General features: G+C 38.4%; 24 protein-coding genes. 12 read left to right on the plus strand and 12 right to left on the minus strand.

Annotated elements, in window-relative coordinates; genetic code table 11:
- Positions 1 to 62: 62 nt before the first annotated feature.
- Positions 63 to 1,043, minus strand: a complete 981-nt coding sequence (locus tag AC5WOC_RS11625; protein ID WP_496055583.1) for an HTTM domain-containing protein — start codon at positions 1,041 to 1,043, stop codon at positions 63 to 65.
- Positions 1,040 to 1,645, minus strand: coding sequence for a DUF5819 family protein (locus AC5WOC_RS11630; protein ID WP_496055584.1), 606 nt, complete (start codon positions 1,643 to 1,645; stop codon positions 1,040 to 1,042). The genes AC5WOC_RS11625 and AC5WOC_RS11630 overlap by 4 nt, the downstream gene beginning before the upstream one ends.
- 161 nt (positions 1,646 to 1,806) lie before the next feature.
- On the opposite strand from AC5WOC_RS11630, the gene AC5WOC_RS11635 reads away from it, so the two are divergent.
- Positions 1,807 to 2,226 carry a thiol-disulfide oxidoreductase DCC family protein gene (locus AC5WOC_RS11635; protein ID WP_496055585.1) on the plus strand — a complete coding sequence of 140 codons (420 nt, stop codon included), beginning with the start codon at positions 1,807 to 1,809 and terminating at the stop codon, positions 2,224 to 2,226.
- A gap of 205 nt (positions 2,227 to 2,431) precedes the next feature.
- Positions 2,432 to 2,554 (plus strand): hypothetical protein, encoded by a 123-nt coding sequence (locus tag AC5WOC_RS11640; RefSeq protein WP_496055586.1) that lies wholly within the window; start codon positions 2,432 to 2,434, stop codon positions 2,552 to 2,554.
- Here the strand turns inward: AC5WOC_RS11640 and AC5WOC_RS11645 are convergent.
- Positions 2,545 to 3,516, minus strand: a complete 972-nt coding sequence (locus tag AC5WOC_RS11645; protein WP_496055587.1) for a CPBP family intramembrane glutamic endopeptidase — start codon at positions 3,514 to 3,516, stop codon at positions 2,545 to 2,547. The genes AC5WOC_RS11640 and AC5WOC_RS11645 overlap by 10 nt on opposite strands.
- Positions 3,517 to 3,616: 100 nt before the next feature.
- Here AC5WOC_RS11645 and prfA point away from each other — a divergent pair, with 100 nt between their 5' ends.
- Complete coding sequence (gene prfA, locus AC5WOC_RS11650; protein ID WP_496055588.1) at positions 3,617 to 4,684, plus strand: peptide chain release factor 1; 1,068 nt, start codon at positions 3,617 to 3,619, stop codon at positions 4,682 to 4,684.
- Positions 4,674 to 5,543, plus strand: a complete 870-nt coding sequence (gene prmC, locus AC5WOC_RS11655; RefSeq protein WP_496055589.1) for a peptide chain release factor N(5)-glutamine methyltransferase — start codon at positions 4,674 to 4,676, stop codon at positions 5,541 to 5,543. Before prfA ends, prmC begins: the two co-directional genes overlap by 11 nt.
- A 241-nt stretch (positions 5,544 to 5,784) precedes the next feature.
- Here the strand turns inward: prmC and AC5WOC_RS11660 are convergent, their stop codons facing one another.
- From AC5WOC_RS11660 to AC5WOC_RS11670, 3 genes are all read right to left on the minus strand, one after another.
- On the minus strand, positions 5,785 to 6,030 hold the full coding sequence (locus AC5WOC_RS11660; RefSeq protein WP_496055590.1) for a hypothetical protein: 246 nt from the start codon (positions 6,028 to 6,030) through the stop codon (positions 5,785 to 5,787).
- A 176-nt stretch (positions 6,031 to 6,206) separates the two neighbouring features.
- Positions 6,207 to 7,013, minus strand: a complete 807-nt coding sequence (locus AC5WOC_RS11665; RefSeq protein ID WP_496055591.1) for a hypothetical protein — start codon at positions 7,011 to 7,013, stop codon at positions 6,207 to 6,209.
- Positions 7,014 to 7,332: 319 nt separating this feature from the next.
- Entirely contained in the window at positions 7,333 to 7,863 is a 531-nt protein-coding gene (locus AC5WOC_RS11670) for a superoxide dismutase family protein (RefSeq protein WP_496055592.1), read from the minus strand.
- Positions 7,864 to 8,107: 244 nt separating this feature from the next.
- Here AC5WOC_RS11670 and spoIIR point away from each other — a divergent pair, with 244 nt between their 5' ends.
- Positions 8,108 to 8,743 carry a stage II sporulation protein R gene (gene spoIIR, locus AC5WOC_RS11675; RefSeq protein WP_496055593.1) on the plus strand — a complete coding sequence of 212 codons (636 nt, stop codon included), beginning with the start codon at positions 8,108 to 8,110 and terminating at the stop codon, positions 8,741 to 8,743.
- Positions 8,744 to 8,986: 243 nt separating this feature from the next.
- Here the strand turns inward: spoIIR and AC5WOC_RS11680 are convergent, their stop codons facing one another.
- On the minus strand, positions 8,987 to 9,409 hold the full coding sequence (locus AC5WOC_RS11680) for a hypothetical protein (RefSeq protein ID WP_496055594.1): 423 nt from the start codon (positions 9,407 to 9,409) through the stop codon (positions 8,987 to 8,989).
- Positions 9,410 to 9,780: 371 nt separating this feature from the next.
- Here AC5WOC_RS11680 and AC5WOC_RS11685 point away from each other — a divergent pair, with 371 nt between their 5' ends.
- From AC5WOC_RS11685 to AC5WOC_RS11695, 3 genes are all read left to right on the plus strand, one after another.
- On the plus strand, positions 9,781 to 10,218 hold the full coding sequence (locus AC5WOC_RS11685) for a hypothetical protein (RefSeq protein WP_496055595.1): 438 nt from the start codon (positions 9,781 to 9,783) through the stop codon (positions 10,216 to 10,218).
- A 68-nt stretch (positions 10,219 to 10,286) separates the two neighbouring features.
- On the plus strand, positions 10,287 to 11,318 hold the full coding sequence (locus tag AC5WOC_RS11690) for an L-threonylcarbamoyladenylate synthase (protein WP_496055840.1): 1,032 nt from the start codon (positions 10,287 to 10,289) through the stop codon (positions 11,316 to 11,318).
- 11 nt (positions 11,319 to 11,329) lie between these two features.
- Positions 11,330 to 11,779, plus strand: a complete 450-nt coding sequence (locus tag AC5WOC_RS11695) for a GNAT family N-acetyltransferase (protein WP_496055596.1) — start codon at positions 11,330 to 11,332, stop codon at positions 11,777 to 11,779.
- A 44-nt stretch (positions 11,780 to 11,823) separates the two neighbouring features.
- Here the strand turns inward: AC5WOC_RS11695 and AC5WOC_RS11700 are convergent, their stop codons facing one another.
- The 4 genes from AC5WOC_RS11700 to AC5WOC_RS11715 all read right to left on the minus strand — a co-directional run bounded on the left by AC5WOC_RS11700 (position 11,824) and on the right by AC5WOC_RS11715 (position 15,382).
- The gene (locus AC5WOC_RS11700) at positions 11,824 to 12,813 is read right to left on the minus strand and encodes an NADP-dependent oxidoreductase (protein ID WP_496055597.1); all 990 of its coding nucleotides are present in this window, start codon (positions 12,811 to 12,813) and stop codon (positions 11,824 to 11,826) included.
- A gap of 106 nt (positions 12,814 to 12,919) precedes the next feature.
- Positions 12,920 to 13,210: an ArsR/SmtB family transcription factor gene (locus AC5WOC_RS11705; protein ID WP_496055598.1), complete on the minus strand. Its 291-nt coding sequence runs from the start codon at positions 13,208 to 13,210 to the stop codon at positions 12,920 to 12,922.
- 432 nt (positions 13,211 to 13,642) lie between these two features.
- Complete coding sequence (locus AC5WOC_RS11710) at positions 13,643 to 14,410, minus strand: SDR family NAD(P)-dependent oxidoreductase (RefSeq protein ID WP_496055599.1); 768 nt, start codon at positions 14,408 to 14,410, stop codon at positions 13,643 to 13,645.
- Positions 14,411 to 14,614: 204 nt separating this feature from the next.
- Entirely contained in the window at positions 14,615 to 15,382 is a 768-nt protein-coding gene (locus AC5WOC_RS11715) for an SDR family NAD(P)-dependent oxidoreductase (RefSeq protein ID WP_496055600.1), read from the minus strand.
- 295 nt (positions 15,383 to 15,677) lie between these two features.
- Between AC5WOC_RS11715 and AC5WOC_RS11720 the strand changes: the two genes are divergently transcribed.
- The 4 genes from AC5WOC_RS11720 (at position 15,678) to AC5WOC_RS11735 (ending at position 17,787) form a co-directional block, all read left to right on the plus strand.
- Positions 15,678 to 16,241 carry a manganese efflux pump MntP gene (locus tag AC5WOC_RS11720; RefSeq protein WP_496055601.1) on the plus strand — a complete coding sequence of 188 codons (564 nt, stop codon included), beginning with the start codon at positions 15,678 to 15,680 and terminating at the stop codon, positions 16,239 to 16,241.
- 94 nt (positions 16,242 to 16,335) lie between these two features.
- The gene (locus tag AC5WOC_RS11725) at positions 16,336 to 16,785 is read left to right on the plus strand and encodes a low molecular weight protein arginine phosphatase (RefSeq protein ID WP_496055602.1); all 450 of its coding nucleotides are present in this window, start codon (positions 16,336 to 16,338) and stop codon (positions 16,783 to 16,785) included.
- A 7-nt stretch (positions 16,786 to 16,792) separates the two neighbouring features.
- Positions 16,793 to 17,236 carry a ribose 5-phosphate isomerase B gene (gene rpiB / locus AC5WOC_RS11730; RefSeq protein WP_496055603.1) on the plus strand — a complete coding sequence of 148 codons (444 nt, stop codon included), beginning with the start codon at positions 16,793 to 16,795 and terminating at the stop codon, positions 17,234 to 17,236.
- 2 nt (positions 17,237 to 17,238) lie between these two features.
- Positions 17,239 to 17,787 carry a TIGR01440 family protein gene (locus AC5WOC_RS11735; protein ID WP_496055604.1) on the plus strand — a complete coding sequence of 183 codons (549 nt, stop codon included), beginning with the start codon at positions 17,239 to 17,241 and terminating at the stop codon, positions 17,785 to 17,787.
- A gap of 497 nt (positions 17,788 to 18,284) precedes the next feature.
- On the opposite strand, the gene AC5WOC_RS11740 is transcribed toward AC5WOC_RS11735, so the two are convergent.
- Entirely contained in the window at positions 18,285 to 19,526 is a 1,242-nt protein-coding gene (locus AC5WOC_RS11740; RefSeq protein ID WP_496055605.1) for a macrolide family glycosyltransferase, read from the minus strand.
- Positions 19,527 to 19,699: the final 173 nt, after the last annotated feature.

Raw genomic sequence — 19,699 nt, forward strand, 5'->3', positions numbered from 1 at the left:
GAACAGGGCAGCGTCGTTTTTAGAAAAAAAATCCGCTTTCCATTAGGAAAACGGATAATCTATTAGGAAGTAATAACTGTCTCTTGCACAGGTGCTTCCACTTGTTTTTCTTTTCGCTGAATAATGCGCCTCAACCATGTTGCGAGGATGCGATAATCTTTATCAAACAGCAGCATACATTCACAACCAATCATTACCCATGAGAAGTCGACTAATCCCATGGAAACAGCGATGCCAATGTGTAAGAGACATGCTGAGAAGATAGCAAAGTATTTGGTATAGCGATTGAGCAGCAAAAACGGAAATGCTACTTGAAAAATCGTCGTCGCATACGTTGCGAGAACGAGAACAGGCTGGTACTTCCAGAGTAATTCATTTAACCCAGGAGTATAAAATTCCTGCACACGACTTGCATAGTACAATGCGGTACCGTTTTGCCACAGTTCACCCATGATTTTGTAGCTGCCAGAAGCGAAATACATAAAGATTAACTGGATCGCACAGGTAATCCATGCAAAGTTGTGAATAATCGCGATAAAATCTCTTAACCCTTCATTATCGCGAAGCTTTGCAAACCATTTGCCCTTTCTCCTTTTTCTCCACCATGCATCGACCGAAAAGTAAGCGCCCACATTTGCAAAGATCAAGTAAATAAATAAAATGCGTAAAATATTGTCCCCGCCATGCGTAATGCTGTAATCTCTTGTATAAATCGAGAACATGAGAATAGCCATCAAAATCCCCATGATGCGAGTTTGAAATCCAATGATATAGAGAATAGAAACAACTATCCCACCAAAAATAATGAGGTTTACAACCCATAAATCCGGCCCAATATCAAACAATGTATGTATGTTATTAGACTCAGTAATATGTTGGTATGATTCATAAGAGACGATACCATCAGGTCCCCATAGTAAAAATCTTGTCGGAATATTCATCGCTAGTTCATAAAGCATGGCAACTCCAAAGATAATACGGACAAGACTCAAACCAATCAAAGATTGCTGTGTAGTGAGAAAGTTTGTAAGTCGGTTAATCAAGATTCCCCACCTCCTGTTTGTAACGATTGTGGATTCCACCAATTTGTTTGATAGTAATTAATATTACCAGCTGAGTCAGGCTTGTCCCTGTTTTGGTAATTTGGGAAGCGGTTAACGACTGCGCGAAGCTGAATTTTATTAATCGTTCCTGGGACTACATATTTTTTGCTTTTAAGAATATAGTCCACATACCGCTGCATGGAGTGAAAAGCTGCATCTTTGTCATTTTTTTCTCCCCACACATAATCGCTGATGAGGGAATCTTGGAATTCGGAGATACGCGCATTTGGCGAAAAACGATTGGATTGCAGTTTTTGTATCACTGGCAGCGTAATGCTTTTCCAATCCGTCTGTCTTGTTTTTCCTTCTTTATCCACGTATTGTACACGCATATCCAAGTTCATCTGCTGGTTAGCGGGATTTGGTGCGAATAGTTTCCAATTTTGTGTAAATAAAGGGTTCATGTAATGAAATATTTCTTCCCAATAATTACTTTTTAGTGGATTTGCAGGTGACAAATAAATAAAGGTAAAGCTAAAATGAATGAGTAAAACAATGGATAGTATCGTGCTTGTCGTAAAAACGAGTATTTTTCGAGACAAGGAGTTCTCTCTCCCTTTTTTTAAAATAGAGTACTACTAAAATAACACAAATTAGCAAAAGGAAATAGTACAATCATCATGACAAGTATAGGTAATGTTATGTTTAAAAATTTGCAGAGAGGGAATTCAACTAGTGTAGAATAGCAAAGGGGATGACAGTTATGTCAACCGATACAAAAGCAGATCCATCTGGTACATATGTGTTATTTGACGGGGTTTGTAATGTATGTAATTACTGGGTTCAGTTTATCATTAAAAGAGATCAGCAGTCGCATTTTCGTTTTGCGTCTCTCCAATCAACAGAAGCCCAAACATTACTAAACGAATATAAACAAAAAGCAACACTCGACTCTATTGTGTTACTTCAAAATGGAAAAGTCTATACAGAATCAACTGCGATTCTACAAATTACGAAAAAGTTAACAGGCTTATGGAAATTATTGAGCGTATTTCTTCTTGTTCCTAAATTTATTCGAGATGCTGCTTACCGCTGGTTTGCTAAAAATCGATACCGTTGGTTTGGTCAGCAAGAAAGCTGTATGATTCCTACACCTGAAATTCGTCAGCGTTTTTTAGCATAATGCCTCTGTAAGGTGCTAGGACACTGCTCATCATGATAATAATAAAAAGACTTGAGCCATGTTTCATCGCGAAGCTCAAGTCTTTTCTATTCACTTATTCAAACGACTTGGGATGAGCGGTTTGCCGTCACCAAGATCAAACTGCTGGATATCGAGGAGATCGATTTCGATTATTTTTGAGCCATACTCCATTGGTGTTTCGATCATGAATTTTACACTTCTTGGTTTTGCATCTTGTATTCTGCGGTTTGATTGTGCGACATACTGCTCTACTTTGATTTCCGTTGGATTGACCACGGCTTTAGCCGTGGGGAGTTATCATGTGTAGTGTGAACCAATCAGTGTCATCAGACCTAAAATAATATTATAACTCGCATGTGTAATCATGGTTAGTGTTGTGCTGTATCGTTTGCGCAGTATACCTAGGGAGATGGCTAATATGAACACAATCAAAGTGGCAATGCTCAATCCATAGTTAGCATGTACGAGTGTAAACAGGAGACTTGTATAAACAAGTCCAAAACGAGGCAGCAATGCACCTCGAAAAATAAGTTCTTCTCCTAATGCAGCGGCCAGTCCTAATGTTAAAATGCCAGGTATGGTGTTGAACAAAGGGCCTAACTCTTGATCTGTTACTTTATCGACGTTCGGATCGATGCCTATACCAGTGATCGAGGCTAATTGTTCTAATACTACATTGATAAACACGAAGCACATCGCAAATGTGACCCCGAGTAAAACAAGCCGTACTGTCGGGCGGACAATGCCCAATCTTGCGAGCGTTTCCTTTGTATTCCTATTTTGTAGCCATCCGACTCCAAGTAGAGCGGTCAAGGCTAATAATATGTCTTGTGTCCAAAGATTTCCTATCGTTGTACCTTTACTGGCATCTTCGATGAGCTGCTCTAAAGAAAATGCAGTCAAAATATACACATGAAACACGATAAAGCTAAGGCTGAGTGATACTGTATGTATAGCACTATTTGGATTTATGGGAATGGAACGGCTGATCAATCTTCGTATTGCTGGTACAAATATGGTTAGTGCTGCAACTGCTACGAGAAACATAGCGACAGATTGCAGTGTATTTTCATCTTGTGAATATGCAACTCGTAATAATGCTGGAAAATTTGAAATAGCAACAAACGCATAACTAACGATTACAAGGGTATAGATTATTCGTATAATCCATTCATATACGAAAGGATGATTGTCTTTTTGTTTCTCTCCAAACTGCAGGAAGAGGAACAGAAGCAGAAAAGGGGAAACTTCCAATATGATTTCAAACACAAATTTGTCTCCTTCGATGATAGATTTGAATATCCTTTCTTCTCTATAATAGATATGTTACAATTAAATGACTTATGGTTAAAAAATGGGAGTGAGAACTATGCTGGATCGACTCCAGTCCATTCATGAAAGATATGAAGAACTAAGTACATTATTATGTGACCCAGAAGTGATAAATAACCCAAATAAATTACGTACTTATTCCAAAGAGCAGCGAGGTTTGGAAGATCAAAACAGTGCCTATTTGGAGTATAAACAAGTAATCGAAGGCCTGCAAGAAGCGAAGGCAATGCTCGAAGAGAAACTGGACGATGAAATGCGCGAACTGGTTAAGGCTGAGCTGGATGAATTGACGGAACGAAAAGAAGAATTAGAAGAACAGATTAAAATTTTATTACTGCCAAAAGATCCAAATGATGATAAAAACGTGATCGTCGAAGTTCGTGGCGCAGCAGGCGGGGATGAAGCTGCTCTTTTCGCTGCTTCTTTGTATCGGATGTATGGACGTTATGCAGAGCGCCAAGGCTGGAAAATAGAAGTACTAGAAGCCAATTCAACAGGATTAGGCGGAATGAAAGAGGTAGTCTTTTCTATTCAAGGCCAAGGTGCTTACAGCCGTTTAAAATATGAGAGCGGGGCACATCGCGTACAGCGTGTTCCTGCGACAGAATCTGGCGGCCGTATTCACACTTCTACAGCAACTGTAGCAGTTCTGCCAGAAGCAGAAGATGTAGAAGTGGAGATATTGGATAAGGACTTGCGAATCGATACATTTTGTTCCAGCGGTCCTGGGGGACAGAGTGTGAATACGACGAAGTCTGCTGTTCGTATCACACATATGCCAACGGGAATTGTTGTTTCATGCCAAGATGAAAAGTCTCAGATTAGCAATAAAGACAAAGCGATGCGTGTTCTACGTGCAAGACTGTATGATTTGAAACAACAAGAAGAGATGGCAAAGTATGCGGATGCAAGAAAATCAGCAGTAGGTACAGGGGACCGCAGCGAACGAATTCGCACGTATAATTTCCCGCAGAGCCGGGTTACAGATCATCGTATCGGGCTTACACTGCATAAATTGGATATGATTTTAGATGGTGATCTGGAAGAAGTAATCGATTCGCTTATTTTACATGAGCAGACGGAGCAATTAAAACATGCAGAATAACACAATCCGGGAAGCCTTAGGTGAGGCTTCTTCTTTTTTAATAGAAAATGGAATTCAAGATGGATTATTTGAAGCAGAATGGATGCTCCGGGAATTGTTAGGTGTGGATCGGGCTGCCTTTTTTTTGAATCTGGACAAGCAGATGACAGTAAGCGAGTTACAGAAATTTCAAGAGTGGCTGGAAAAGAGAGCACATCATCAACCATTGCAATATATTTTTGGCAAGGCTGATTTTTATGGCCGGCCTTTTCATGTAACACCAGCTGTACTGATCCCACGACCAGAAACAGAACTATTGGTAGAGCATGTCATAAAAAAAGTTGATGCCAGCTATGGGGGCCGTCCGATTCGAATAGCAGAGGTTGGCACTGGAAGCGGCTGTATTGCTGTTACATTGCAGTTAGAACGGCCAAATTGGTCTGTTACGACAATTGATATATCCGCTGATGCCTTACAAATCGCGAAGAAAAATGCAGAAACATACGGTGTCAGAGACAAGATAACATTTTTACAAGGCTCTTTCTTAGAGCCTGTGCAAGATACGGGTATCGATGTTATCATTTCCAATCCTCCCTATATTCCATCTAGTGTGATTCATACGTTGAATCAAGAAGTTCAAAAGTATGAGCCGCATCTTGCATTAGATGGAGGAGAAGATGGAATATATCCATATCAGCAAATCACTTCACAAATCGAGAAGATGCCATTACATGAACAGCAGTTGATCGCATTTGAGATTGGAGATGAACAAGGTCAGCAGGTAGCTGACCTTGTGCGAAGAATACCCAAGAGCAGTGAAATAGAAGTTTTACAAGATATGAATAACCGCGACCGCTATGTGTTTGGTTGGATTAATTAAACAGGAAGTAGGCATAAATGCAGATACTATTTTTCAACCTTTAACTTAGCGAGCATTTGTGAGCTCTTACCAAAACAAAAACCGTATGAAAAATTTTTTCATACGGTTTTTTTCTATATGAACAAAAATGTTATAGTCGAGCCCGAACATCCGCTTGATTAGAAGCAGCTGTTCAGGTGTACTCCCAGCAGGAGCACATCCACAGGAGAGATCTTCCTGGGGCTCTAGTGCATGAGAAGCGTCAGCCCTTCAGCCAGACGGACTTGTCCTGCACAGTGCCGTCCTCGTAGACGAGGAAGTAGTTGTCCGTCTTTTCTCCGTTGCTGTCGAGCTCGTAGTAGAGCTCGCAGGGCAGGTCGCCCTCGCCGATGATGCTTTCGGGGGCGGTGGTCTTGTGGCTGTGAGCGTCGCCGTTGTTGTCCTGGAAGGACAGCGTCTCACCGTCGAAGGAAACACCGGGAGCCTTCTCGTCAGCACGAGCCATCATCAGGAACCTCCTGGGAGTTGTTGTGATAACTTTATATTAATTTATTACCCATCGATTTTCAATTATTTGCCCTAATAAAATATAATAAAAAAGCACTCTCTATTGGTAGTAATTTAACAATAGAAGGTGCAGTTATTTATGATCCAATTTGAAAAGATAAAATTGTTTCTAAAATACTAATAAGTAGTATTGCTATTGCTGCTTCCATTACTGCTCGTTGGTTGGCTAGGCTGTGCACTTTGGATCACTTCTGATGGAATGGTGATTGGATCGCTGTAAGGAACTAGATCCAAATCCACTGAATTAAACTTACTGCCGTCTGCTGATTCATAACTGAAAGCGTATTTTTTTGGTGCAAATGTATTTGCATCAACTGTTAGTATGGTTTTTCGGGTTTTGGTTTGTTTTTTATAGGTAATAAAATCAGCATCAGTCATGGAAGGATCTTTAAATACCAAATAATCAACCGTAATGGTGTATTCAAAGTCATTTTTATTTACGGTAATGCCTGGGATCTGGTCTTTTGTTCCTAGGTTTTCCAAGATGAATTCCACATTATTTGTAAATAAAACACTCACTAATACTTTTCCATCGGTGTTGGTACCTTTGATCCATTGTCCATCTTTTTTCATATAAATATTTTGTTTATCGTAATAATACTCGTGATTTTTGGAATTTGTAAAATGGGCAATCTCCGGATTTAGTTGTTCCTCTCCCGTTTCTGTGTTGTTGTAATTCGTAGTGCTGCTTTTTTCAATCGTAATCCGTGAAAATTTATAACCGCGTATCGCTGAGATCTTCTTTTGTGTTTCTTTTAAAATCTGAAGAGGAGTTTTTTGTTCATCCGTGGACGTTTGCTGGATTTGTTTTTGATTGGTATTTGTACTAGCGTCTGTATCCGTGTCAGATTTCCATAAAGAATATCCTTTGTAAAGAATAACGACAAGTGCGACTAGAAAAAGGAGAAACCGTAATTTCTTCATTGGATCACCAAGTCTTTCATAATATGATTCTAAAACATTATAAAAATAATTAATAACATAATAATCTTTATTTTATACTAATTTTTCCTTTTAGTAAATAATGAAGGAAGCATAGAGATGAACTATTCTAAAGGTTTTCTCTTACCAAAGCAGGATACATTTTCAAAGGAAAAATATTTGAAAAGACCAGATAACAGATTATTTTATAATTGTATGGAGATATTTAAATAAAAATGGATATGATTTCTAAGAAATGAAACACTTTGGAGAAAAAATGCGCATTAGAAAAAGCCATCCCATCGGATGGCTTTTATAAATATTATTGTTTGTATTTTACTACTCCACAAGCGATGCGGCTTCCCGCATTTCCAGTCGGGTCTGTTTTTTCATCATCCGGTTTCTCATGGATGACAAAAGCGGTGCCTTCTGGCTGGAAAAGAGAATTTTTTTCACCGGGCTGCAAAGTAATGCCTTCTATTTTTTTGGTTAAGCTAAATGTACCATCTGCTTTTACGGTTATATTTCCAAGGTCTCCAGCATGGTTTCCATTTGGATTGTGATGACCGTGTTGTTTGTTTGTTGGATTAAAATGTGAACCTGCAGATTTAAAATCTGGTGCAGAGCATTTTCCTACTGCATGAATATGAAATGCATGGGTGCCAGCTGGCAGATTTTGTGCTTTTACTGTTATTTGCACACCATTGTGATCTTCCGTAAGTTGAACTGTTCCAACGTTTACTCCTTTCGAATCGATCAACGTTGCTGTTGCTACTTTGGATGCGTGCAGCTGTGAGCATCCAAGGATGAAGGAAAAACAAAAAATGACAATGAACAGAAAAGTTTTGTGCAAAGGTGATCCTCCCTCTATGTATTTATTTGCAATTATAACAAAATTTTCCGAAAAATTAAATCTACAAATCTTTTAAGAGGTTCGCTCATTATCACAAAGCCGGATTAATACAGAAACAATGGCATTTAAACTACTTCCGTATGATAGATAGAGAGCAAAAAATGAATCATCTGGAATTTTCTGAATGGTACCACGACTAAATTTCTAATCAATTGTCCATACTGAATAGGGAGGAGGGAAAGAAATGAAAAAGTTGTTTGCACTTATAACATTTTTATTATCGATGATGCTTGTATCCAGTCAACATACTGAAGATCTCAGTATTCCCAGTATTCCAAATGAAGCAGTAAGACTCCGCATTCTTGCCAATAGTGATTCAGCTGGAGATCAATGGCTTAAACGCCAAGTTCGGAATGAAATCGTAAATGAAATGAAAACATGGGTACATAAACCAAAAACAATCGTTGAAGCGAGGCAAATGGTACGTCAGCATCTTCCTTTATTTCAACAATTAGCAAAAGAAACGATCAAAAAATACGGATTCACTTATCCAGTCAAAGTACAATTTGGACAAGTTCCATTTCCAACAAAGCTCTATGGGAATCAAGTATATGCTGCTGGAAACTACGAGGCATTGTTAGTGACGATAGGTTCTGGAAAAGGCGGAAACTGGTGGTGTGTTCTATTTCCTCCATTATGTTTTGTCGACATGGGGAAAGGAGAAGCATATCCTAAAAATGATACAGGAGCAGTAGTTTCAACGGATATTGAACCTCAGAGGCAAGTGTACGCAGAACCGACAAGAGAGAATAAGAAGGTAAAAGCGAGTCATTTGGAAGTGCGTTTTTTACTATTAGATGAAGTCAAAAATTTATTTTGATCCTATATACATAATGTATATAGGTTTTTCCATTTTTCGATAGAGAAATCAAGCGAAAATGAAGCAGAAGTAATAAGATTATTTTAAATATTTATGGGAATGTTTTCGTTTTTTTGGAAATTATTTCATTTTCTGGATTATAACAGGGGGTGTGCATGTTTTGAATAATTGGGGCTCCTCTTCATTGAGAGGAGCGGGGCTATTGCCTTCACCCAGCTGTGATGATCAAGCTTTGCATAGCGATCAGTAGGATGTGATTTGATGATCCCAGCTCCAACGATGCCACCACGTGCCGAGGACATTCTCCTCAAGTGGAGGATCCTGCAACCACGGGAAGGCCTCCGGCTCCTGCCCATCTTCTGCGCTGCAGAGCCAGTGGTCGATGACCTGGAGCCAAATACCAAGTCGACTGCGCAGCTGACTTCCCGCTTCGTCAATGCAGAAGAAGTGCTTGGCCGGGCTTCCATTCGGCTCGACCTTGAAACGCTGATCACCGTCCACAAAAACCGTGTGGTGAAGTGTCGTGAATACGGTGATATTCCCAAGTTTGTTCTCGGAGGCAAGGTAGGGGAAGATGTAATACACCCCTCCCTGAAACAAATACAGGGAGTGAATGTCCGTTCCCGGGATGCACTTTCGCTCGATGGTAAGCTTGTTGTCTGCCATTGTGTGGACCCTTTCACGTGGGGTGGCAATAGTATTTGTATATAGTATAGCAAATACTACTATCGAAAGAATATTTATGTTATTTTTTTCGATAAGAAAAAGGGTTTTTCATGGTTTATTGATAATTACCATACAAATATTCGGCGACTCTGCACGACCCATCTGCTTGGCAAATTCGGCGTTCAGCCAGAGGAACGCAAAGTTATGAAGAATAATCATTTGGCAACTTTCATGAGAGATGTTTTTTTGTTGGTTATAAATTTTTTCTTTCTTGACGAGTACGAGAAACTTTACCAAACTACGGAAACATAGTTCTACTTCTCCTCTTTTTTCATAGATTAGAACAAAACAATGAGCAAAGGGAGTTAGATATGTTTTTTTTACGTAGAGCGATAGAAACGGATCGAAACTGGATGAATACTTGTAACTTGGGAGTGGCAGAAGAAAACGTAGAGAAAATAGATGAGTATTTTATTGTGGAATCCATTATCGAGCAAAAATCGATTGGTATGTTAGCAGTTGAACTGCATGGAAACATCGCTTATTTGCATTCTTTGCGTTTTATGCATGGTGCTCCAACACTGGAACAATTGGGAATGTTATTCGATCATGTGATTCATCACTGTCAAAAACAAAAAAAGGACAAATTATTTCTAGTTGTCCCTCCAACTTCTAAATGGCTGCTAGATCTAGGGTTTTTACCGGTTGAGGAAGCACCGCACGCTCTGCAATTCTCAACACATTACCAAAGTGTTGCAAATAAAGGGGAATTATTGTTTTATTCCTTATCCGTAAGGGAAATTGTTTAAGTTGCATTTTGTTTTCATATTCGTTACCTTGAAAGGAGTACGTAAACAAGGAGACAATACGAGTGACAATCGTAAATAAATTACCATACAATAAAAAAACAAGTGAGTATCGGAAAATAAAAGAAGTGAATCAAGCCGCGGATCTTCTGAGATCAGGTGGCTTAGTTGCATTTCCGACGGAAACGGTCTATGGATTGGGTGCAGATGCAACCAATGAACAAGCAGTGAAAAATATATTCAAAGCAAAAGGAAGACCTAGTGACAATCCATTGATTGTTCATTTAGCAGGAATAGAACAGATCAAACGATGGATTCAAGTAGTTCCACCTGTAGCACAGCTATTAATCAATCATTTCTCCCCAGGGCCAATTACATATGTATTGCGGCATCAAGGAGGATTTGCACAAGCAGTTACAGCGGGTTTGGATACTGTTGGTATTCGTATTCCTGATCATCCACTGGCACTTGCCTTACTGGAACAGGCAGATGTTCCTGTAGCAGCCCCAAGTGCTAATGCATCTGGCAGACCAAGCCCTACTTCTGCTGAGCATGTGCAGGTGGATTTGGATGGAAAAATAGATATGATTTTAGATGGTGGGACGAGTACAGTAGGAGTTGAATCTACTGTTATCGATGTAACTGGAGATGTTCCTATTTTGCTTCGACCAGGTGGGATCACTTTGGAGTTGATCGAGGACGTTGTGGGGAAAGTATTGGTTGATAATGAAATTAGCCAAAAACCACGCTCTCCTGGGATGAAATACCGTCATTATGCTCCAAAAGGTGAAATGTGGCTCGTTTCAGGTGTCGACATGGTAAGCAAAATTCAATCTATTTCCCGGGAAAAGGTGAGTGCTGGGTATCGTGTTGGCGTTTTGACGACTATAGAGAACAAACATCTTTACTGTGGTGTAACTACAATATCTTGTGGGAGCAGAAATAATCCCTCTTCTGTTGCTCATGCACTATATGATGTTTTAAGGCAGTTTGACGAATTCGATATAGATTTCATTTTGTCAGAAACATTTCCTATGGATGGGATCTATTTATCTGTGATGAATCGATTGATGAAAGCATCTGAAGGGAAAATCATTACGTAGAGGGGATCAAAATGATAGTTCCGCTTGATATCCGCAATCCGATGGTTGCAGAACAGATTCTGAATGTACAGATGCCAGCATATGAAGTGGAAGCTAAACTCATTGGTTTTAAAGATATTCCACCGCTAAAAGATACTGTTGAAACGTTGCAAAACAGTGGAGAGATGTTCTATGGATATATAGAGAATGAAACATTAATGGGAGTGACTGGTTTTCAAATAGACCAAAATATTTTAGATATTCACCGAGTGGTTGTTCATCCGCTTTTCTTTCGAAAAGGAATCGCAAAAGCGATGCTTTCTTTTGTATTAAAAACATATAAACAGAAAGTAGATCATTTTGTTGTTCGTACAGGTGCAGCCAATATACCTGCCATAAGTTTATATCGTCGTTTGGGATTTCATGAAATCGATCGTATGCAGGTGAATGATCATCTTCAAATGGTTGTGATGTCATTATAGGAACAAATGGCATGCATATTGTGAATACATACCATTTGTTTTTACTATATTTGTACAAGAACTTTCCCCAAGTATTTGCCAGCTAAGAGGTCTTCAAAGGCTTTTGGAGCATTTTCAATGCCTATAATGATTGTTTCTGTATACTTAATCTTACCTTTTTGTATCCAATCGCTGAAATCAGCATTAAAATCAATTGCGCGATTCAGATGATCAGTAACGACAAAACCTTTCAGGGTTATTCTTTTCCCGATGGCTAATGCTAGATTAGAGATGTTACTCATGCTTCCCGAAGATGTAAGTACAGTTCCACATAGTACAATATGACCATACGGATTCATTACTTCTATAGCAGCTTCCAGCTGTTCTCCCCCAACATTATCAAAATAAACATCGATACCTTCTGATGCTAATTGACGAAGCTGGTCTATGGAGCCATCATGATAATTAAAAGCAGCATCAAATCCCAGATCTTTTAATAGGTATTCGACTTTTTTGGAGGAACCAGCAGAACCAATAACTCGTTTGGCTCCTTTGATTTTGGCAATCTGACCAGCTATGCTTCCAACGGAACCTGCAGCATTGGATACAAAAACAGTGTCACCAGTTTTAAACTTTGCAATATCGAGTAATCCTACATACGAGGTTAAACCGAGACTCAAGTGAGCCCCTAAAGTTGGAAAAAGGTTTGGATCGATTTTACGAAACTGATTCCCCTCTGCTAATGCGAATTCACGCCATCCGTATGAATGACGTACGATATCACCGACTTGCAGAGACTCATCTTGCGATTGGATTATCTCCCCAATTGCATCTCCATACATTGGTTCTCCAATCGAGTATAGGGGTACTGGCATATTTAATTTTTCCATACGCAGTCGCATTCCAGCATCCAATGAGAGATATTTATTTTTGACTAAAACTTGTCCTTTTGAAACATTTGGTATGGTCACTGTTTCGATTGTAAAATCATTTTCATGTACACCATTCGCAGGTCTCTTAGATAGATGAATTTCTTTACCAATGCTAAAATTCATAAGATAACCACCTCATTATATAAATTAGAAGATAAAATGCGAAGTTAGTAAATTAGTTAAATTGATATTTAACTATTTAACTAATTTACGAAAGAAAACCTGAATATTATAAGGTATCCAGGAAGGAAGGTAAATACTGCTCAAATATTTCTAAATCGAGAGAAACATACTTTGTCTGTGCTTCTTTCCTTACTTTTATTAAGCCAGCTTCACGAAGTGTACGAAAATGATAAGAAATATTTGCTTTTGAGGTGTGACATTGTTCCCCTACAATTCCAAAACTCATCTCCTTTTTACTATGATAAAGTGTTCGAAGGATCTCTAACCGTGTGGGATCAGCCAATGCTTTAAAAATTTTAATTCTTGTTTCATCTTCTGAGATTAGTTTAATACTCATACAACTAATTTATAACGTTTTTTAAAAAAAGTAAATGGAGATCAGGTCAGATAAATCACTATTATTTAGGAGTAAAAAATACCCACTTTTGACAACTCCACACGGCTAAAGCCGTTGGATTATGGGATGATAGCCTTATGACTATTTCCTTACCAAGTAAACTCGTGTGCCCTGCGGTTTATATATGTAGATTTCTTCTTTGTCGCAAGCAAATTGGTTTTTTGCTGTGACTATACTATTATCGTGCGAATATTTGTTTGTAATGGGACGGGTAAAGGAAAATTCCTTCCTTTGTCCATCGCTCGCTTCCATCCCACGATTAATCGTGGTTTTTCTCGCTCACAATGCTAAAAAATATAAGTATGTAGAAGATAATCGTGCGTATACTGGAGATAGTTGCTGCTTCTATGACTTCATTTTGTTATTGTTTTATTACTTCGCTGTCATCCCGCCATCAATAATATGTGATGTGCCTGTAATGTATTTTGCTCTGTCGGAAGCTAGAAATAAAATACTCTCTGTTACTTCATCTGCTTCCAAATAACGCCCCATCGGAAGTAAACTTAAAATTTGTTGTCTTCCCATCATTGGATTATCCGGAAAGAGAATTTCTTCCACCTCATCCATCATAGATGATTTCATAGGTGCAGGGACGACTGCGTTGACTCTAACACCTGATGTTACACAATCCAATGCAGCGGATTTCATAAATCCGATCAGTGCATGCGATACCATAGAATATGCAGAAAAGAATGGCAGCCCTCGCAATCCAAAAACAGCTGATACAAAGAGAATACATCCACTATGCTGTTTCTGCATGACAGGTAACACATATTTGTAGTTTAAAAAGGAGGTCAGTACATTGGTTTCGAATGTATCCATAATATAATTTGAAGAAATATCAGAAGCTTGAGTAATCGGGCCATAAACGCCTACACAATTGATTAAAACGTCGATATTACCAAGTAAATCGATTGTTTTCTCTACATAGAGTTTGACTTGTTCGTCTTCTCTGCAATCGGCTGGAATAAAGATAGCATCTGATTCATTTGACAATTGTTTTTTTAGTTCATCCAATTTTTCCTGATCTCTATCAATCAGGACGAGAATAGCACCTTCCGCTTGAAATCGTTTACTCAATGATGTACCTAGTGTTCCAGCAGCTCCAGTGATCATAACAACTTTATCTTTATACTCCACTAAAAATTTTCCCCTCTTCGAGATTTTTTTTGATAGGAATTATTTGTGTAATGAAAAATGAATATTTAAATAAAGAAGAAAGCAATAAAAAATCTATTGTATTTTTAAAGGGTGTCTATTTACGAATAACTTTGTTCTAAAAATCGTTATATGTATTAGTATTTTATGATTGTTAAGAAATTGGTTTTGGATTAAAACTTCTCTCTATTTTGCCAGCATACCGCCATCGATGATATGAGAAGTTCCATTGATATATTTTGCCCGAGGAGAAGACATGAATAATACATGATCAGCAATTTCATCAGCTTCTAAATATCTACCATATGGGAGAAATCCTAGTATATGTGCTCTTCCAATTTTCGGGTCGCTTGGGAACAATGCTTTTTCTACGTCTTCCATCACAGGAGAATTGGTTGGAGCGGGAATGATTGCATTTATCCGGACACCTGTCAGTGCAGCTTCTAAAGCAACTGATTTCATAAAACCATTCAAAGCATGGCAAGCGGTAGTGTATGCTGCAAAATGGGGTAACCCGCGAATACCAAACACCGCAGACGTAAACAGTATGGATCCAGAACGTTGTTTTTTCATTACAGGAAACACATATTTATGGTTTAAAAAGGCAGTAATAAGATTGGATTGGTAGATTTCGTTCATATGTTGTACGGTTAAATCCGTAGCTGGCATAATGTCACCTGTAATTCCTACACAGTGTACAAAAGCATCAATTCCTCCAAATATATCAACGGTTTTGTCGACATATTCTTTTACAGCTGCTTCATCTGCGCAATCTGCTTGGAAGTAGTAAGCATCAGCGTTTTGTGGCATGAATGATTTTAAATTGTCAAGTGCTTTCTGATCAATATCAACAAGAACAAGTATTGCTCCTTCTTCATGGAATCGCTTACTTAATTCTTTTCCAATTGTTCCAGCAGCACCAGTAATCATGACTACTTTTTCATGAAATTCCATTTTTTTAACATCCCTTCATCAAAATTGAGTTGATAAAAATGGTAAATTCTTTATAAATTTCTAGTTGTCTCTTGAAGATTCATAATTAAAATAAATATAAGGTAATTTCAATAAAAATAATAGCATATTAATGAAATAGAAAGTAGATAGTTTATCTTTTTTTTAAAAAAATGGTAATAAGAAAATATGAGAATCATAACCAATTGATTAAATAATTTGATCAACTGGCTTCGATTCTATTTGACAGGGACAGTGCATAACCTTGTCTTATGAGCCACGGACAAGGAGGTTCTCCATGGGTATCGACACATTAGCATGGGGGCAGTTAATAACGCTTAGTATCATAGCAATTGCTCTGGGAATGGATGCATTTTCACTCGGCATAGGGCTGGGGACGAGGAAACCTTCTCATAAACGTTCATTTCTTATCAGTTGTTTTATAGCTGTTTTTCATGTAGTGATGCCTCTTATCGGAATATGGATTGGTCAATTTTTAAGTTTATATTTTCATCATATTGCTGTTATTGTGGGAGGAGCATTGCTCTGTTTATTAGGATTGCAGATGTTTTGGTCAAGTATCCAAGAGCGGGATGATGCACTTGCCTTTAGTGATAGAACGGTTATTGGTCTTATTCTTATTGCTTTTAGCGTGAGTTTAGATTCTTTATCTGCTGGTCTAAGTTTGGGTTTTTTTGCAACAGACCCTATATTGACTGTAGTACTATGTGGTGTCGCTGGAGGGGTCATGTCTTGGATTGGTTTATATTTTGGAAGTTTAATGGGTAACTGGATCGGGAAATATGGAGAAGTATTCGGAGGAATTATATTGATGACACTCGGGATCCAATTTATCTGGTAATCCAATTGTCAAATGCTTTTCAGATGTGTTATACATGAATAGTGGGCATTTTTTGCATATTACCCACTGAAGAATGAGGAAAGGTGGGAAAAAATTGAAACGCGTTTTATTTGTATGTACGGGTAATACGTGTCGAAGTCCGATGGCTGAAGCAATTCTTACTCATATGTCCCAGCAAAAACAATTCCCGCTAGAAGTTCGTTCAGCGGGAATTTATGCTGTGCCTGGAGAAGATATCAGCCCGCAAGCAAAAGAAGTGCTTTCTAGAGAAGGGATTCATACAGATCATTGTGCAAGGCAGCTAAATGAGGAATTATTAGAGTGGGCGGACGTAATTCTTACGATGACACGGCAGCATAAAAACGCTGTTTTATGGGAGTCTCCTTCTCTTAATAAAAAAGTTTATACACTTACAGAATATATTACTGATGATACATTTGATATCATGGACCCATACGGTTCTTCTGTGGAAGTATATCGCCGGTGTGCAGAAGAATTGTATCAACATTTGGAGATACTAATGGAAAAGTGGTCAAAGGAGTAGCTTAAAAATGAAAATAGCAATAGGTTCTGATCATGGTGGAATACATTTAAAAAAAGAAATAATCGAATACCTTGGGTCCAAACAAATCGAATTTGAAGATTATGGTGCATTTGTAGAAGAATCTGTTGATTATCCTGACTATGCAGCACCTGTTGGGAACAAAGTGGCAAATAAAGAAGCTGATTTTGGAATCTTAGTTTGTGGGACAGGCATTGGCATGTCCATTGCTGCAAATAAGATTCGGGGAATCCGTGCAGCAGTCGTTTCAGATGAATTTTCCGCTAAAATGAGCCGGGAACATAACAATGCTAATATTCTCTGTCTAGGTGAACGTGTGGTTGGCCGCGGATTAGCGTTGTCCATAATTGATGCTTGGCTTGCTGCCTCCTTCCAAGGAAATCGTCATGAAAGACGTGTTGAGAAGATCGCTAAGTTAGAGGAACTTCGTTAAAAATGAGTAAAATCCGTGAGGAAACAGCATCGATAGTGAGTCAGCTGCATGCTACTTTTCCGCTGAATCATCACAAATTATTAGTAGTAGGTGTCAGCACCAGTGAAGTATTAGGTGAGCGAATTGGTAGTTTCGGCAGTGATCAAGTCGCTGCCGATATTTTTGAAGCAGTATCACAATCCCAAAAAGCACACGGTTTTATGTTAGCATTTCAATGCTGTGAACACTTAAATCGATCTTTAGTTGTAACAAGACAAACTGCAGATTACTTTCGTTTGACAGAAGTAGCAGCTGTTCCAGTTCGTCATGCTGGGGGAGCAATGGCCTCATATGCATACCGCCATATGGAAGATAGTATATTGGTGGAATCGGTTTCGGCAGATGCAGGGATTGATATTGGCAGTACTTTGATCGGAATGCACTTAAAGAAGGTAGCAGTACCGATTCGAGCTGAATCACCTTATATTGGCGAGGCTTATGTAACAATGGCCATGACAAGACCGAAATTAATCGGGGGAAGCCGAGCTGTTTATGTGTTAGAGAATAATTAATCGCCAAAAGAACGCTGATAGTAGCGTTCTTTTTAGCGTAGTGGGATTTATATTCGTATAATATGTCTTGACAACTCCATACGGCTAAAGCCGTTGGATTCTTGGGCCGATAGCCTCATGACTATTCTAACCCTGTGCGCCCCACGGTTTATGTTTGTTGTTTTTTCTTTGCCTCGAGCAAACTTGGTTTTCGTCTGTCGCGACTATACATATAGTAAAACTAGAACGTTTGTTTGTAAATCTATTTTTTCCAAAGGTTGAACTGCTGAAGGGAAATTCCTTCCCCTCGTTCAACGCTCGCTTTCATCCCACGATTTAACTCGTGGGTTTTCTCGCTCGCAATGCTATAAGAAATTAAATTATACGAATTGATTTAAGCATCTATTTTTCTCAGTAGTTCTAAATTCATAGCCCTTCTGACTTTTTTCTCAGAAGGGCTATGAATTCATTTAAAAGTATTTTTTTGTTATTGGGATAAGTAGTTTCTGCTCTTACTCTTATATATTATTAGCTGTCTTATTTCTTGTTCTTTTTAACAATTCATCTGCAGCTTTGATATAGCCGCCAGCCTCTTGAAAAGTACGGCTGATCTTTAAGCTGTTTTGTTTGTAGGTTGGGTCGTTTAACGCTTCTAGTACTGTGTTTCGCAATGAATCCACCTGTAATTTTTGTGAATCAAGCAAGAGACCAGCCCCTAATTTTTCTACCCGTTCTGCTACCATAGGCTGATCATTTACGAGTGGTAACATGACAAGAGCATTACCAAAATATAAACCTTCACTTGTGCTATTCATACCACAGTGGGTGATAAAAACATCACTGTATTTTAAGACTTCTAGCTGTGGTACATAATTGCGTACGATAAAATTATCAGGGATATGACCAATATCTGTTGGTGATAAGTGATTGCCTATGCTAAGGACTACTTTCATATCCAGATCTTTTAATGCATCTATGCACATTCGATATAAATCGGCTCGTTTGTTGACGATCGTACCTAGAGCCATGTAAACTACTGGTCCAGTTTGTAACTCATGGATTGGAAAATCCGTTAGGTCTTTTCGATCTATCAGAGAAGGTCCGACAAAGAGATAATCATTTCCATAAAGTTCAGATTCAGGTTGAAACAATCGAGAAGTAAATACAATATGGGAGTCAGCTTCCACAGCCATGCCGTTTAGAAAACTAGCAATGGAAATTGCATATTTTTGTTCCAGTCTCTGGGTTAGTTGCACCATCTGTTCTTTTTTTTCTTGAAATGCCTTTTTCATTTCAGTTGGCCATTTTTCCATGACTTTTTTAAAAAAGTCAGACTTTTGATTGGAGGCAAAGGAAGACCATAGTGCATAAGATGGTAACTTCTTTATGTCAGCGATCCATTTTCCAGGAGAATTCATTGCATCAAATAGAACATAATCATAAACTTCGTTTTGAATGTCTGTTAAAATTTCATCTGTAATCCATTCCATGGACTGCATCATTTTATCCATGTTTCCAATCATGGGACTCTTGTTTTGATCCTTATGGTTATGAAAGTTTGCTAAAAGCTCATTCATCAAGGTCTGTGCTTTTGAAGAGATCGAGCGGACTTCAGCTCCTGTTTGTACCAGCTTTTTTTTGTAATGATCACTTGTGTAGTAAGTGACATGTTCTCCACGTCTTACTAATTCTGTTATTAAACCAATAGAAGGATTAATGTGTCCTTCTCCCATATAATTGACCATTAGTACTTTGGACATTTTTGCACCTCATTTCAAATATACAGATAGTATCACTTTATTTTATTTTTGTGGTGAGAATACCCGTGAATTCATTCGTGGGATGAATCGTTACGGTTTTTGGTTTTCTTTTTTGACAAATCCATCCATATTTTGCATATTAGGATTCATCCTTACTAGAAAAGAGGTGAGAA

This window comes from Shimazuella sp. NTD247 (assembly GCF_059510415.1).

Coding starts and splice junctions, on each gene's coding strand:
- AC5WOC_RS11705 (WP_496055598.1), bottom strand. CDS start 13,210: ATGAGTATTAAACTAATCTCAGAAGATGAAACAAGAATTAAAATTTTT.
- spoIIR (WP_496055593.1), top strand. CDS start 8,108: ATGAAAAAGTTGTTTGCACTTATAACATTTTTATTATCGATGATGCTT.
- prmC (WP_496055589.1), top strand. CDS start 4,674: ATGCAGAATAACACAATCCGGGAAGCCTTAGGTGAGGCTTCTTCTTTT.
- AC5WOC_RS11680 (WP_496055594.1), bottom strand. CDS start 9,409: ATGGCAGACAACAAGCTTACCATCGAGCGAAAGTGCATCCCGGGAACG.
- AC5WOC_RS11700 (WP_496055597.1), bottom strand. CDS start 12,813: ATGAATTTTAGCATTGGTAAAGAAATTCATCTATCTAAGAGACCTGCG.
- AC5WOC_RS11635 (WP_496055585.1), top strand. CDS start 1,807: ATGTCAACCGATACAAAAGCAGATCCATCTGGTACATATGTGTTATTT.
- AC5WOC_RS11715 (WP_496055600.1), bottom strand. CDS start 15,382: ATGGAATTTCATGAAAAAGTAGTCATGATTACTGGTGCTGCTGGAACA.
- AC5WOC_RS11640 (WP_496055586.1), top strand. CDS start 2,432: ATGAATTTTACACTTCTTGGTTTTGCATCTTGTATTCTGCGGTTTGAT.
- AC5WOC_RS11660 (WP_496055590.1), bottom strand. CDS start 6,030: ATGATGGCTCGTGCTGACGAGAAGGCTCCCGGTGTTTCCTTCGACGGT.
- AC5WOC_RS11685 (WP_496055595.1), top strand. CDS start 9,781: ATGTTTTTTTTACGTAGAGCGATAGAAACGGATCGAAACTGGATGAAT.
- AC5WOC_RS11695 (WP_496055596.1), top strand. CDS start 11,330: ATGATAGTTCCGCTTGATATCCGCAATCCGATGGTTGCAGAACAGATT.
- AC5WOC_RS11665 (WP_496055591.1), bottom strand. CDS start 7,013: ATGAAGAAATTACGGTTTCTCCTTTTTCTAGTCGCACTTGTCGTTATT.
- rpiB (WP_496055603.1), top strand. CDS start 16,793: ATGAAAATAGCAATAGGTTCTGATCATGGTGGAATACATTTAAAAAAA.
- AC5WOC_RS11720 (WP_496055601.1), top strand. CDS start 15,678: ATGGGTATCGACACATTAGCATGGGGGCAGTTAATAACGCTTAGTATC.
- prfA (WP_496055588.1), top strand. CDS start 3,617: ATGCTGGATCGACTCCAGTCCATTCATGAAAGATATGAAGAACTAAGT.
- AC5WOC_RS11740 (WP_496055605.1), bottom strand. CDS start 19,526: ATGTCCAAAGTACTAATGGTCAATTATATGGGAGAAGGACACATTAAT.
- AC5WOC_RS11735 (WP_496055604.1), top strand. CDS start 17,239: ATGAGTAAAATCCGTGAGGAAACAGCATCGATAGTGAGTCAGCTGCAT.